The sequence below is a fragment of the Oceanobacillus sp. CF4.6 genome (assembly GCF_051262635.1).
GTDB lineage: Bacteria > Bacillota > Bacilli > Bacillales > Amphibacillaceae > Oceanobacillus.
The window spans coordinates 189,861-203,609 of record NZ_JBIMEX010000007.1 but is presented as its reverse complement, the minus strand read 5'-3'; the positions used below and the strand labels follow the sequence as shown (position 1 = coordinate 203,609).

The following is a 13,749-nucleotide window of genomic DNA, read 5'->3' as shown; positions in this document are numbered from 1 at the left end:
ACACGGTAGAAATTTATGATATTACCAATCCTACAGCACCTGTACGTGTAGGAGAGTTTAATGGAAACTTACTTGTGCCTGTCGGATTGGCTATTTTTACGTACGAAGGCGGAAATGATAGACAACCACACAAAGGACAGTTTAATGGAGTTTTTGCATTAATCGTTGTGTTGTTTATTCTGTTAATTATTGTTGGCACAATTTTTAGAGTTGATGATAAAAAATCTTATTAAGACAAAGAATGCGTTAATTGAATAAGCATAGAAGGATCTTCAATAAGAAGATCCTTCTTCATTATTGATCAACCAACCGCAACACCAACAGTGCAACAACAATCCAAAAATGACACCAATCCTATGCTTTACAACTTCAAAACGCACTGAAACAAATGAATGCAATCATGCAAGTGATTGCAGATCAAAAAGAAGAGATTGCAGAACTGCGGTAATATATTGCGGATGTAGAATGGGTACCTACTATGAATATATATATACATTTTAAAAACAATCTTATTATCGAAAAATAAGAAAAAACCTATGAATCTTCTCTTTAATTTGTCCAAACAAAGTCAAAAAGTAAAAATACTATTTAGAGCCAAAAGAGAAAGGGAATTGTTGTAAACTGTGCATACAGGGATTGATAACTATTTGGTTAACATTTGGTGAAATTCGGTGTCTAATATATACTAATCGGGCGCAATTGTTGAATAAGCATCTCTTTTCTTATGCATTTAATGATGCTTTACTACAATAAGTGACGAGAATCTTTCTAATTAAACAAACTAGAAGTACGATTCCTAAAATGAATCGATTTTTTCTTATGGGACAACAAAAGGCGGGGACTTATGGCATATCATTTTGGATTGAAGGTACTTGAGGGCAAACGAGGATTGAGGTTAACACGAGAAAAGTATGCAATTGTTAATAATAAAAGTTCAATCAGAGTTCGTTCTTCTAGGGATATCTATGCTGATGAAGAAGGTAAGATATACACCGAACAATGGTGTGAAAAACAACTTAAGGACAGTTTAGAGAATTTTGATTTAAATATAGAATATTTCTCTTTATTAAATCACAGCGAATTTAGTACAGAAATAGGGGCGTTTCTTGAACGTAATAGTCAATTCACTGAGGTGTATGACCTTAATTTATATGATGGAAAAGCTGGTTATTACGTAATGGTACTTGATGAATATTCACAAGTGTACATTGGTACAACGAAGGATATTAAAAAACGTATTAAACAGCGTTGGTCGAATAGCAAACCTTTTGATCGCCTTCTATTTCCAATGGCTAATGTTGATTCCTCGATACTTTCAATTGATAGTTTTCGTGCTCTTGATACTACCAGGATTTATGCTTATGAAACAAACAAAACGTTTAGTAGTGAGGATAACTTCATAAATCAATTTTCAGCTAAATTCATATGTAATAGGATAGCCGGCGGGAAAATTACTGGTGGTTTACTACAGGCAATAACAATGATGAAAAAGCGAAATTTAAAAAGATAAATATTTGTTCGTAACAATAGAACTGTTTCAAAGATTTCAATTTTAACAATCGGGCGTGATTGTTGAATGAGCGTTTCTTTTCTTATTCTATTAATTGGTGCTTTAACGAAAGAATGACTATTGCTGTTTGCTATAATCAAGCAGCAATAAAGTTTATTATTACACGGAGGCGAGAAAGATAAATAGGAATCAAAAATTAGCAATTGTATTTATATTGCTAGGTACTTCTTTTATAGCAGGTGGTCTCGCATTAAATGAAATTATTGAACATTCGCTTGTTTATGGGGGATTATCTGGATTAGTCTGCCAAATGATTGCTTTAGTATTTACTATTAAATGGTACAAAGATTATAAAGTTAATTAAACTAACCAGCTAATAGAAGCTTTCCTTTTTCACTATATAGTGCGATAGTCCAAGAAGGATTATCGCTTTTTAGGTAGAAGTTATTGTATTAACGGGCAGGTTAGCTCAATAGCAGTGAGTTGATAGGGCGGAAGTTAAGTGGCCGTTGAGGACTTTGATAACGTATGGAGGATGTGCAATTAAAGCAGCAAAATTATTTGTCATTCTAGTTCTGACCGAAAATCGATGTTTAGCGAACCAGAGAAGGTAATTTAATATATCACATAGAATACAATACTTAAGGATGGTGATTGAAGATGAATTTAGAGGAGCATTTTATGCCTTTCATTAAAGCTTTAGAATCTGGAATAAAAGAGAAAAACTGGATTCTGTCGGTGATGTGTGCTTGTACGTTACCTGATATTTGTACATCCTTAGAAGGTAAAAGAGGTAATGCAAATTATATAAAATGGTTTAATAATTATGTTAAAGAGTATCAACCTAGGCTAAGTCGTCGAAAGGGATTTATTGCTAAAACCTTAGAAGAATGGATAAATAGACCACCTTTAAAACCAGAAGATATTGAGCTGCATACACACGTCTTTTTTTCAGGAGTAAACGCATACGCTTTACGATGTGCTTTTCTGCACAATGGTAATGGAAATTTATCATCACAAGTTGTTCAAAGTGGTACAGATAAGTACGAAAAATATAAAGATCAAATTTTAAATATAGAAAATGTCGAGTTTAAAAATGACCCTAATCTCATTTTTAATCAAGTAGGTAAAACTGCATATATAAATCCCGAAAAATATTGCCTAGCTGTCATAACAGGTGTTATCAATTGGATTGAAACATAAAAAAATTTAAAGATAGTGACAGACCTAACGACCAACGATTATATTCAATCGTTCAAGAGAATGCTTCTAAAATGCTTATGTTTGAATAATTATGTGTTTTCGTCCATTTTTCAGTGAGATTTTTGCTAAAGACACAGAGAAGAATTTTCCGAAGAAGATATTGTGTTCGATCTTTTTTTAAAAATGTACTTAAACAAACGGGTGCTTTAATGGAATAAGCCAATCTAAAAAAGTCGAATTCTTTAGCAATACGGGCATTCGACTATTTTAGATTGAAATTCCTTAGTGTACAAACAAAATTTCAATAAATGTTGGTGGTAATACCAAAATGCAAAATATCGATTAAAATAGGTGCAAGATAGCGTCTAAAGTAACACCCTGTGTTCCTGTGTAGCTTTAATCATCTTTTTGTACGGATTAGCTCTACGAATTGGACAGGAAATATCATATTTTTTCATTATTCTTTTAATCCTTTTCAAGTTGTAGATGATATTATATTGACCTTCTAATGTCATTTTAATTTGTCTAGCACCCTTTTTACGCCCTTTGAAATGGAAGGCTTTTAAGATGATTTCTTTTACAATCTCATCTTCTGCATCTCGTTTCTCTCATTGTTTCTTTGATTGTAATGAGAAGTAATTATAATATCCAGAGCGCGAAACTCCAGCTATTTTACATAAATAGCTGACTATATTTTTAAGTTGATATTTTTCGATTACAGAGTGAATAAGTAGGAACTTTTGTTCAGCTGATACTGTTACTTCTTCATCCTCCTTTCGGCAAAGTCTATCTTTTTTAACAATTCGTTCTCTGCTTTCAATAAGTTATTTACAGCTTCCAGCCGTGCATATTTGTTTTCTAATGAAAGTTCCTTATCGCTTGGTCTACCAGAGTTTCCTTTTCTAGTATCTCTTAGCCCAACTACTCCGTTGTCTCTATATGCAGCACGCCATCTCTTCCCTGATGACTTAACACGAACCATCCCAATAATTTCAATTTCAAAACCATTCTCTTCAAATATTTCTCTTGGTGATTTCCCCTTTTCGTTTTCAACGATAAAAATACGCTTGAAATCCCCAGTGTAGGTGATCCCCTTAGGACTGACAGACTTCACGTGTAGGTTTTTTGATAGTATTTTAATTTCTCTCTCTGTAAATATCTTTTTACTCATTTGAACTTTCCTCATTCCCCATATTTTCTTTATTATATAGAAAAAGTACCCTATAGGTAGACTTTTTTTAAATGTCTACTCTATAGGGTACAGTTTAATAAAAGGGAGCTTTCTTTTTTATGTAATGATAACTGCATCTCTATTGATGTGGTTTCTTTAATCTTGTTTTGAACGGAAATAATAGAAGATGTACAGAGATCAAGACAACAGAGATAGCGATCAGCCATTCAATAGATATGTCTATAAAAACACCTATTAAAATAACAATAGGTAGAATCATTAATGCCTTATTACCACTTTTTTCCTTGGGCATAAAATAATTTTCCTTCCCACAGTGGGGACAAATCATCGATAATCGAAAGTTATTTTTTAACGTTTCCGTATAGCTCCATTTTTCTTTGCAATATGCACATGCTGGTGTTTCCATCTAATTATCTCCCTTAGTTGCTGTTACCTAATTCAATGGAGCGACATCGAGCATCATTGATACAGGATATAATGGTTTCCTGAAATTCATGCCTTTTTAAAACTTCGATCCCCGCCTCCGTTGTTCCTCCTGGACTAGTAATATTTTCCCGCAGTACTTCTGGTGTTTTTCCAGATTTTTGCAACATAATTCCTGCTCCAATGACCATTTGCGCTAGTAGTTCTGAAGCAGTCTCTGCATCCAAACCAGCTTCTAAGGCTGCTCTTTCCATCGATTCAACTAAATAATAGATAAAGGCAGGTCCGCTACCCGATATTGCTGTAACGGTATGCATATCTTTTTCCTCGATCATTTTTGTTAACCCTACGGTTCGAAACAATTGATCTGTTACTTGAATATGCTCATTGGTCACATACTTTCCTGGAGAAATTGCTGTTGCAGAATGGCCTATTAAGGCTGAAGTGTTAGGCATAACACGCATAACTGGAATATCAATCCCTATCGCACGTTCAATTTTCTCTGTAGACAAACCTGCAATAACAGATATCACTAATTGGTTATTATTTAAATACGTTTTAATGGACTGTATCGAATCTATAGCATCGTTCGGTTTCATAGCTAATACAATAATATCCGCCTCTTTAGCAAGCTCATTCTTATCCGTACTGCATTGTACTTGATAACCTTTCTGCATATACTCCAGACGCGCCGTATTACTTTTGTTGGTTACATAAATATTTTCTTTTGCAATTAGTTCAGATTTGATAATACCCGAAATAATCGCCTCCGCAAGGGATCCCGCTCCTAGAAATGTTATTCTTTTATTCATATACTTCCTCCTCGAAAATAGAAAAAAACTAATGTCACATCCTTGTAAAAGGACGGAATCAGTTTCCGCGGTACCACCTAAATTGGCTATTTGCCCATCTCTAATTATTAACACACTTTCCTGTGGTTAGTTTATTGCTAACGACCCTATGGTATGTTCCTATATGCTGTTTCAGGGGGATTTTTCAGCCGGCGGATCCCTTGACAAACCTTGTATTATTGGCCCAATTACGGTCATATATATTCATTTAATTGATTGTACTATAAGCGTTCAGTTATCTTTTGTCAAGAAATTATATAAATGTAAAATCATTTGTTATACTGAAAGATATGCTGCATGATGGAAAGGAAATAGAATAATGAAACCAGAGGAAATTCAGGCATTGAAGCTAGTCCGCAATGAACTAACCCGTTTTATGGTCACCTATAAATTTGGATTGGATGAGATGAATACGAAGTTAAATATATTAAAAGAGGAATTTCAGTATATTCATAAATATAATCCAATTGAGCATTTGAAATCACGTATTAAATCTCCTGAAAGCATTCTAAAAAAAATGGCTAGAAAGAATTTGGAAGTTTCCATGGATTCCATTAAGCATAATATTAAAGATATAGTTGGAATACGCGTTGTTTGTTCATTCATTTCCGATATCTACACAATAAGCGATATGATACAAAAGCAAAAGGACATAAAAGTAATCGAATTAAAGGATTATATAGAAAATCCAAAACCAAATGGTTATAAAAGTTTGCATCTTATTTTGTCGATTCCGGTATTCTTGTCTGACCGGGAGGAGGAAGTATTTGTAGAAATTCAAATACGAACCATAGCAATGGATTTTTGGGCAAGCCTCGAGCATAAAATTTATTATAAATACAATGGGGAAGTACCTGATAATTTAACAATGGAAATAACGGAAGCAGCAACAGTAGCCAATGAACTGGATCTCAAAATGGAAAAACTGAATAAAGAGGTAAATAATATTAAAACAGATAATGGCATAGATGATGAAGACATTTTTTACCTGCAAGTTAACGAGGAAAAGGTTCATCTACCTACCAACTTCTTAAAGTCATTTTTAAATGAAGGAAATAAATAATTATCGATGTGTCTCCATGTACGGTCTCGATTGGGAATATCGTGAAAAGTGAAAGTCATTTGAACAAAATACTATCGTCCGGAGTGGCTGACTATGTTCATAATTTATCGCCACCAAATCTTTCTACTTTCATACCTAACAAAAAAACCGCTGCAGAACAGCGGTTTTTATATATCTATTTAAGTTTACGATTTAAAAATGGAGGAGGTAGAGGGATTCGAACCCCCGCGCGGTTTGACCCGCCTGTTGGTTTTCAAGACCAATCCCTTCAGCCGGACTTGGGTATACCTCCGTATGACGACAAAAATTAATATAACATGTTGCATCGTCGGTTGTCAATTATTTTTCGACTTTTTTACTGTTTTATAATCTGCAAAAAAAATAAGATGGAGGAGACAAGAGTGCCTCCGCCATCTTATTTTTTACTTAATAACTTCTTTTCCGCCCATATAGCCATGAAGCACTTCCGGGACAATAACCGTGCCATCTTCCTGCTGATAGTTCTCCAAAATTGCTGCAACTGTACGTCCAATTGCAAGACCTGAACCATTTAATGTATGCACATACTCCGGTTTTCCATTTGCATCTCTGCGGAAGCGGATTCCCGCTCTACGCGCCTGGAAATCCTCAAAATTGGAGCAAGAAGAGATTTCCCGATAAGTTTGCTGACTTGGAATCCAGACTTCGATATCGTATTTTTTCGCCGCGGTAAAACCTAAATCGCCGGTACACATGCTCATAACACGATATGGAAGATTTAACAGCTGTAATACTTTTTCTGCATTTCCTGTTAAAGTTTCCAAAGCCTCATAGGATTCTTCAGGTTTTACAAATTTTACAAGTTCCACTTTATTAAATTGATGCTGTCGAATTAATCCTCTTGTGTCTCGCCCAGCAGAACCAGCTTCAGAACGGAAACTTGCACTATATGCCACATATTTCTTCGGTAATTCTCCCGTGTTTAAAATTTCATCTCGATGGTAGTTTGTTACTGGGACCTCCGCTGTTGGAACCATAAAGTAATCCCAATCTTCTAGTTTAAATGCATCTGCTTCGAATTTAGGGAGCTGGCCCGTTCCCGTCATGCTTGTTCGATTAACAATGCTTGGTGGCAGCATCTCCACATACCCATGTTCTTCTGCATGCAAATCCATCATAAAGTTTAATAATGCACGTTCAAGTCTTGCTCCCAATCCTTTATAAAATACAAAGCGGCTTCCGGTTACTTTTCCAGCACGCTCAAAATCCAATATATCCAGGTTTGTTGCAATATCCCAATGCGGTTGGGTTTCAAAATTAAATTCCGGTAGGTTCCCCCATTTGCGTGCTTCAATATTGTCATCTTCGTCTTCACCAATTGGCACACTTTCATGAGGAATATTAGGTATGGACAGCATAATACGCTGCAGTTCTTCTTCAATTTCTCTCAATTCTTTATCAAGTATGGCTATTTTATCCCCAACTAATCGCATTTCCTTGATTGCAGGTTCTGCATCCTTTTTCTCTTTCTTTAGAACAGAAATTTGCTTGGTTGCCTCGTTACGTTGGGCTTTCAACGTTTCCGTTTCCGCAATCAATTCACGGCGTCTTTCATCCAACTCACCGAATTTAGCTAAATCGGTTAGATCCTCACCACGATGTGCAAGCTTCTTTTGTACTTCTTTAAAATTATTTCTTAAATACTTCATATCCAACATAAAAATTCCTCCTTTATAGCTATAAAAAATCAAAAAACTCCCGTCCCTAAAAATAGGGACGAGAGTATAATTCCCGCGTTGCCACCCTTGTTGAAGATGTAATATCTTCCGGCTCAAAGTTGTTAACGGTACTCTACCGAGTCTACTTACTTGGATAAAATCTTTTCCGTAAACCAGTTCAAGGATGGATTCACAGGACTCTGACACCGATTTCCACCTACCATCGGCTCTCTAGGGAAAGAAGTTCTGTTACTGCTTCCTATCAATACATTTAATTTTAATTATTGTTATCATAATCAATTTTTCAAGAAGATGCAAGTTTTCTAAGAGAAACTTAACTATCTATGCATCAATTAGCTAAAAAGCCCTTTAATCCAATCCACAGCTGATGTGAACAGATTTGCAAAGAAATCACCAATGGCACCTAATGTAAGCATAAACCAGTTTGACTTTTCGACTGCTTCATTCGTTACTAACTCTATCTGATTTGAAGAGTCAGAGAAAATATATCCATAGTCTTTATCGCCATTATATACGAGCTCGGCAGTACCAATAACATCCCCTTTTTCAACCGGGGCAATCAATTCACCAGCTTCATTTAGTTTATCTTCATCTAAATGGTATTGTAAGCTGTATAATTCTGCTTCATCTGCTTTAACCGGAACATTAATAGCTTTACTTAAGGAAACATTCACTGCATCTTCTTTTCCTTTTGCTACAGGAATTGTTTCATCTCCCTCAAGCTGATAACCTGCTGGGAAAAGTTCTTGTTCACTAAATTGGCTAAAACCATAATCAAGTAGCTTGGCTGTTTCTACAAAACGTTCTGCTTCACTTTCGGTTTTCATTACAACCGTAATGAAGCGTCGATTATCTACCATGGCAGTACTAGTAAAGCTATAGCCTGCAAGTGTTGTAAAACCTGTTTTTAGGCCATCTACTCCCTCATAAAAGAATTGCTGCAGGTTAACTCCTTCATGTGGAAGCATGTAATTCCAGTTATCAATTACTTCTCCATCAAATTCGATTTGTGGAATTTTAGAAATTTCCAAAGCCTCTGGATAATCATTAACAAGATAATATGCAAGTAAAGCTGATGATCTTGCTGAAAGTAAATTGGTAGCATTTGGATCCGTACCCTCAGGATAATTTTCACCTAAATCTGCATTATCCAGTCCAGTGGAATTAACAAACTCATATTCCTCAAGACCCATTTCCTCGCCTTTTTCATTCATTAGTTTAACAAATTCACCTTCTGAACCTGCGATTAGTTCAGCTAATGCAATTGTTGTAGCATTATCAGAATTAATCGCCATTGCTTCATATAATTCTTGTACCGTATAATCCTGTTGTTGTTTTAAACCAACACCAGAGAAGGAATTATTTGCAGATATACTATATGCATAATCACTAATCTGCGTTGTCGTATCCCAACTGATTTGCCCATTTTCGACAGCTTCCCACACAAGATATTCTGTCATCATCTTTGTCATACTAGCCGGTGGAAGTAAGATATCAGGGTTTTTAGCATAGAGAACTTTTCCTGTTTTCGCATCGACAAGTATTGCTGATTCAGCATTTAATTCAACTTCTTCTGCTGCTGTAGTTATTGGATATGTAATATATGACGCCATTATTACGAATGCTGTAAGTACCAATGATAAAACTTTTTTTATGTTGTAGTTCAACTTTCCGTACCTCCAAGAAGCTGTATCGCTTTATAGTTTATTTTTGTATTCTGTTTGGCTCATTAATATGCACCTTTTTTATTTTACCACAGAAAAAATTAAAAAAATAGATGAGGAAAGTCCCTCATCTATTTTTTTATTGAATAATTCGATGTATGTTCACTATTGAATGGAGTAATTCGGTGCTTCTTTCGTTATTTGGACATCATGTGGGTGACTTTCACGAAGTCCAGCTCCTGTAATTCGTATGAATCGTGACTCATTACGTAAAGCGTCAATTGTTTTTGATCCACAATAACCCATACCCGAACGTAATCCTCCCACGAGCTGGTGGAAGGTATCAGAAAGCGCGCCTTTATATGCAACACGTCCTTCAATTCCCTCTGGAACAAGTTTTTTATTATCGGAATCGCTTTGGAAATAACGATCTTTAGAACCAGATTTCATTGCACCAACAGATCCCATTCCACGATACACTTTATATTTTCTTCCCTGATAGATTTCCGTTTCTCCAGGACTTTCCGTTGTACCGGCAAACATACTCCCAATCATGACAGCATGAGCTCCTGCAGCTAATGCTTTTACAATATCACCAGAGTATTTAATACCTCCATCAGCAATGACTGGAACGCCATATTCTGATGCTGCTAATGCACAGTCATAAACTGCTGTAATTTGCGGTACCCCAACCCCAGATACAACACGGGTTGTACAAATAGATCCAGGGCCAATTCCGACTTTCACAACGGATGCTCCAGCTTCAATTAACGCCTTTGTACCCTCCGCCGTAGCGACATTACCTGCAATTATATCCAAATCAGGATATGCTTCACGAAAGGCCTTCAGTTGAGTGAGTACACCCTTTGAATGTCCGTGAGCCGTATCAATAACAATAGCATCGACACCTGCTGCAACTAATTTCTCAATTCGATGCATTGCATCACCGGTAATACCAACGGCTGCTGCTACAAGTAGTCGTCCTTGATCATCTTTCGCAGAATTTGGAAACTCAATTACCTTCTCAATATCTTTAATCGTAATGAGTCCTTTTAAGATATTATTTTCATCAACGAGTGGCAATTTTTCTATCTTGTATTGCTGCAAAAGTTTTTCAGCTTCTTCCAATGTGGTGCCAACTGGGGATGTTACGAGATTATCACTTGTCATTACTTCTGAAATAGAGATGGAATAATCCTGAATGAAACGAAGGTCACGATTCGTTAGAATACCTACAAGTTTTTGTTCTTCAATATTGTTAACAATTGGTACTCCTGAAATTCGGAATTTACCCATGAGATGCTCAGCATCATATACTTGATGCTCTGGGGTAAGGAAGAATGGATTCGTTATAACGCCACTTTCTGAGCGTTTTACACGATCCACCTGCTCAGCCTGTTCTTCAATCGTCATGTTTTTATGAATAACTCCAAAACCGCCTTGACGTGCCATTGCAATAGCCATTTTAGCTTCTGTAACAGTATCCATACCCGCACTGATAAAAGGTGATTTCAACTTTAATGTTGATGATAATTGGGTACTAAGATTTACCGAATTAGGTAACACCTCTGATTCGGCTGGCATTAGTAGAACATCATCAAAAGTTAACCCTTCCTTTGCAAACTTATCTTCTCTCATTTTAATTCCTCCTTTTAAGGTTATGTATTTACCATGCAGTCACGGATAGTATGACCGCAAACAGTTAATTTCATTGATTGGAAGTCACTACCGTTTCATGCCTATTCTGTGAAATAATATGGAAATTCCACTTATGCATGAAGTTAGACGTTATCGTTCACACTATATACGTATATCTATTTTTATTTACATTACTCTAAACCTACTGCTTTTTCAACCCAGTTTTAGTGGAATTCAAAAAGAAACTTGATTCAAAATATTAAAACAGTTATGAGGTTAGGGAACAAATGAATACATCTGATTTCTATACATACCTAAATGCACAGCAAACAGCTCAGCAATATTTGTATTCTTGTTATAAGGGAATGGAAGATGCAGAGTCCAAAAGCTATCAGAATTGCAATACATTTATGTATTATTTAGACCATGGACTCCGTTTCTATGAAAATGGAAAGAATGCTGATCAAGTGGTGCAGCCCGTTCTTTATTTTTACGGAATGGTTCACCTGTTGAAGGCATGCCTCTTGACGGAACGTCCGGATTACCCTGAGTCTACATCATTACTTGCACACGGCGTCACAACAAGAAAGCGCAAGAAAAAACAGTATACCTTTATGGATGATGAAGTCAAAATTCAGCAACAAGGTTTATTTCCTTATTTTTCCGAGCATCTTTTTTCCATGAAGAAATTTCCCTTTGAGAAAATCAATATGGAAATGCTTTTCAGTACATTACCGGAAATGAATGATTTTTTCTTGCTTCAAAATAAGAATAAAATGACTGAAATTGGTTTTTCAGAATCACGATTATTGCAGTTTCCAATCCAATTATTGGATAACTATCATTTAACAGATAAGGCATTTATTCGACGTTTAGAAGGTTTTCTGCCAACGATCAAGGAGATAAAGATAGATAATTCGAGCATCTCCATTCATTTAGGAGAATCATTTTCTTCGTTCCATGGTCCTTTTTATGTTCATATGCATAATAAAAAAATTTATTTTCCCTCAGATAGGAATCATTTTCTTCCCATTTCTGAAGTCATTACCCATTATTTGATTTTATTCAATCTTAGTATGTTGTGCCGTTATGAAGCCGAATGGTGGGGGGATCTATTATTATCAAGACCTGATATTGATTATCCATTTATACAACATTTTTTAAAGACCCATTCGGAAAAGGTTCCCGATTTGATTGGAAAGAAACTATTCGAAAAATACAACGGTCAAAAATTGCATTAATATAAAAAAAGGGAGCTATAAATTTTAGCCCCCTGTGATTTCCTCGATATAAAGTTCAGGTGTCTGTTCCAGTGCGATAATTTCCTCATTATCGTCCATTCGAATCATTGGCCGGGTAGGTTTATCTGGATGGATATATACAATTTCTCCGCTTTGTTGATTGGATAAGGTAACTTTTGAACCTAATGATAAATGATAGAAACTCCCTAGGAAGAATTTTACTACCTCTGCATCAAATTTTAAATACTGATCTTTCTGAATTTCTTCGATTACTTTAAATGGGGACTGTTTTTTTTGATAAAGTCTCTCACTCGTCATCGCATGGTACATATCAGCAACAGCTATAATTTTAGCGTATTGATGGATTTTTTCTTTTGTTATTCCAAGCGGGTAGCCATTACCATCAACGCGTTCATGGTGCTGCAAAACTGCCAATTTCACGCCTATCGTAATGGTCGGAAGGTTCTCCACCATTCGATAGGAGTATGTCGGGTGATTTTTAATGTCATTAATCTCCATGGATGTTAAAGGATCCGCATTTAAAATAAGATCCGAATCAATCCGCACCATTCCGCAATCGCATAATAATCCTGCCAATCCTATCTGCAGCCATTCTCCTTTGGAATAACCCATCTCTTTACCTAAAAATGCAGAAATAAGTGAAATTGCTACGCTATGATGATAAATATAATCATGCTTTTCCACATATTTATGTAGGGAATATATTTGTTCTGATTTAATATCTTCCAACCGTTCCAATAGCGGAATGATAATCTTTCGAACAGATGGAATATCGATTGGCATACTGTTTTTCCAATTTTTATATTGATTCTTATAAGATGCTGTAGCTGTTAGATAATGATCCACAAATGGGATTTCATCCATACCCACTTGATCCGGTTTTCGAACATCTTTTTCTTTTTCTTTGTTATGTATTTGTTTCGGTTCAAATTTATTCCCATCAGAAAGTTTTGTTGATACTTCAACGGATTCAACGAGAAACTTATTAAGAATGGTTATATGTTTTTCTGTCAAAACAGTGTTTTTTAAAACGATTGGCCGATTGGATTTCCCTTTTACCTCATCAAGCAGTATACAGCCTGGGACCAATTGTGATGGCTCCACTCGCATATGATTTCCCCCGTTGTAAATAAGATGAAGAAGATGACTTCGGAAAAGGTTACTGATTATCCGAAGCCATCTTCTAAGCTTTATCCCATCATGCGGGCATTATTGCCCCGTAAAA

The 13,749-nt window shown here is 35.8% G+C and carries 11 protein-coding genes, 1 tRNA gene, 1 pseudogene and 1 other annotated feature; of the genes and pseudogenes, 5 read left to right on the top strand and 8 right to left on the bottom strand.

Going from position 1 to position 13,749, the window contains the following annotated elements:
* The 3 genes from ACHABU_RS12790 to ACHABU_RS12780 form a co-directional block, all read left to right on the top strand.
* On the top strand, window positions 1-233 hold a 233-nt coding region (locus ACHABU_RS12790), incomplete at its 5' end, for a YjcZ family sporulation protein (protein ID WP_435765286.1).
* A 611-nt stretch (window positions 234-844) separates the two neighbouring features.
* Window positions 845-1,510, top strand: coding sequence for a hypothetical protein (locus ACHABU_RS12785; protein WP_435765285.1), 666 nt, complete (start codon window positions 845-847; stop codon window positions 1,508-1,510).
* A gap of 660 nt (window positions 1,511-2,170) precedes the next feature.
* Window positions 2,171-2,713 (top strand): hypothetical protein, encoded by a 543-nt coding sequence (locus tag ACHABU_RS12780; protein WP_435765284.1) that lies wholly within the window; start codon window positions 2,171-2,173, stop codon window positions 2,711-2,713.
* A 371-nt stretch (window positions 2,714-3,084) separates the two neighbouring features.
* On the opposite strand, the pseudogene ACHABU_RS12775 reads toward ACHABU_RS12780, so the two are convergent.
* The 3 genes and pseudogenes from ACHABU_RS12775 to proC all read right to left on the bottom strand — a co-directional run.
* Window positions 3,085-3,884 (bottom strand): annotated as a pseudogene (locus ACHABU_RS12775) (IS3 family transposase); the annotation flags it as partial.
* A gap of 139 nt (window positions 3,885-4,023) precedes the next feature.
* Window positions 4,024-4,311 (bottom strand): TIGR04104 family putative zinc finger protein, encoded by a 288-nt coding sequence (locus ACHABU_RS12770; RefSeq protein ID WP_435765283.1) that lies wholly within the window; start codon window positions 4,309-4,311, stop codon window positions 4,024-4,026.
* A gap of 13 nt (window positions 4,312-4,324) precedes the next feature.
* Window positions 4,325-5,140 carry a pyrroline-5-carboxylate reductase gene (proC, locus tag ACHABU_RS12765; protein WP_435765282.1) on the bottom strand — a complete coding sequence of 272 codons (816 nt, stop codon included), beginning with the start codon at window positions 5,138-5,140 and terminating at the stop codon, window positions 4,325-4,327.
* Between the two features lie 358 nt (window positions 5,141-5,498).
* Between proC and ACHABU_RS12760 the strand changes: the two genes are divergently transcribed.
* Complete coding sequence (locus tag ACHABU_RS12760) at window positions 5,499-6,242, top strand: GTP pyrophosphokinase (protein WP_435765281.1); 744 nt, start codon at window positions 5,499-5,501, stop codon at window positions 6,240-6,242.
* 199 nt (window positions 6,243-6,441) lie between these two features.
* On the opposite strand, the gene ACHABU_RS12755 is transcribed toward ACHABU_RS12760, so the two are convergent.
* The 4 genes from ACHABU_RS12755 to guaB form a co-directional block, all read right to left on the bottom strand.
* Window positions 6,442-6,534: transfer RNA gene (locus ACHABU_RS12755), tRNA-Ser, on the bottom strand.
* A 130-nt stretch (window positions 6,535-6,664) separates the two neighbouring features.
* On the bottom strand, window positions 6,665-7,939 hold the full coding sequence (serS, locus tag ACHABU_RS12750; RefSeq protein ID WP_435765280.1) for a serine--tRNA ligase: 1,275 nt from the start codon (window positions 7,937-7,939) through the stop codon (window positions 6,665-6,667).
* A gap of 51 nt (window positions 7,940-7,990) precedes the next feature.
* Window positions 7,991-8,214: a binding site (T-box leader), on the bottom strand.
* Between the two features lie 78 nt (window positions 8,215-8,292).
* Window positions 8,293-9,627 (bottom strand): serine hydrolase, encoded by a 1,335-nt coding sequence (locus ACHABU_RS12745; protein ID WP_435765279.1) that lies wholly within the window; start codon window positions 9,625-9,627, stop codon window positions 8,293-8,295.
* Window positions 9,628-9,789: 162 nt separating this feature from the next.
* The gene (gene guaB, locus ACHABU_RS12740; RefSeq protein ID WP_435765278.1) at window positions 9,790-11,262 is read right to left on the bottom strand and encodes an IMP dehydrogenase; all 1,473 of its coding nucleotides are present in this window, start codon (window positions 11,260-11,262) and stop codon (window positions 9,790-9,792) included.
* Between the two features lie 287 nt (window positions 11,263-11,549).
* On the opposite strand from guaB, the gene ACHABU_RS12735 reads away from it, so the two are divergent.
* Window positions 11,550-12,503, top strand: coding sequence for a YaaC family protein (locus ACHABU_RS12735; RefSeq protein ID WP_435765277.1), 954 nt, complete (start codon window positions 11,550-11,552; stop codon window positions 12,501-12,503).
* A 24-nt stretch (window positions 12,504-12,527) separates the two neighbouring features.
* On the opposite strand, the gene ACHABU_RS12730 is transcribed toward ACHABU_RS12735, so the two are convergent.
* Window positions 12,528-13,634: an HD-GYP domain-containing protein gene (locus ACHABU_RS12730; RefSeq protein WP_435765276.1), complete on the bottom strand. Its 1,107-nt coding sequence runs from the start codon at window positions 13,632-13,634 to the stop codon at window positions 12,528-12,530.
* Window positions 13,635-13,749: the final 115 nt, after the last annotated feature.

Coding starts and splice junctions, on each gene's coding strand:
- ACHABU_RS12735 (WP_435765277.1), top strand. CDS start 11,550: ATGAATACATCTGATTTCTATACATACCTAAATGCACAGCAAACAGCT.
- ACHABU_RS12780 (WP_435765284.1), top strand. CDS start 2,171: ATGAATTTAGAGGAGCATTTTATGCCTTTCATTAAAGCTTTAGAATCT.
- proC (WP_435765282.1), bottom strand. CDS start 5,140: ATGAATAAAAGAATAACATTTCTAGGAGCGGGATCCCTTGCGGAGGCG.
- guaB (WP_435765278.1), bottom strand. CDS start 11,262: ATGAGAGAAGATAAGTTTGCAAAGGAAGGGTTAACTTTTGATGATGTT.
- ACHABU_RS12770 (WP_435765283.1), bottom strand. CDS start 4,311: ATGGAAACACCAGCATGTGCATATTGCAAAGAAAAATGGAGCTATACG.
- serS (WP_435765280.1), bottom strand. CDS start 7,939: ATGTTGGATATGAAGTATTTAAGAAATAATTTTAAAGAAGTACAAAAG.
- ACHABU_RS12785 (WP_435765285.1), top strand. CDS start 845: ATGGCATATCATTTTGGATTGAAGGTACTTGAGGGCAAACGAGGATTG.
- ACHABU_RS12760 (WP_435765281.1), top strand. CDS start 5,499: ATGAAACCAGAGGAAATTCAGGCATTGAAGCTAGTCCGCAATGAACTA.
- ACHABU_RS12730 (WP_435765276.1), bottom strand. CDS start 13,634: ATGCGAGTGGAGCCATCACAATTGGTCCCAGGCTGTATACTGCTTGAT.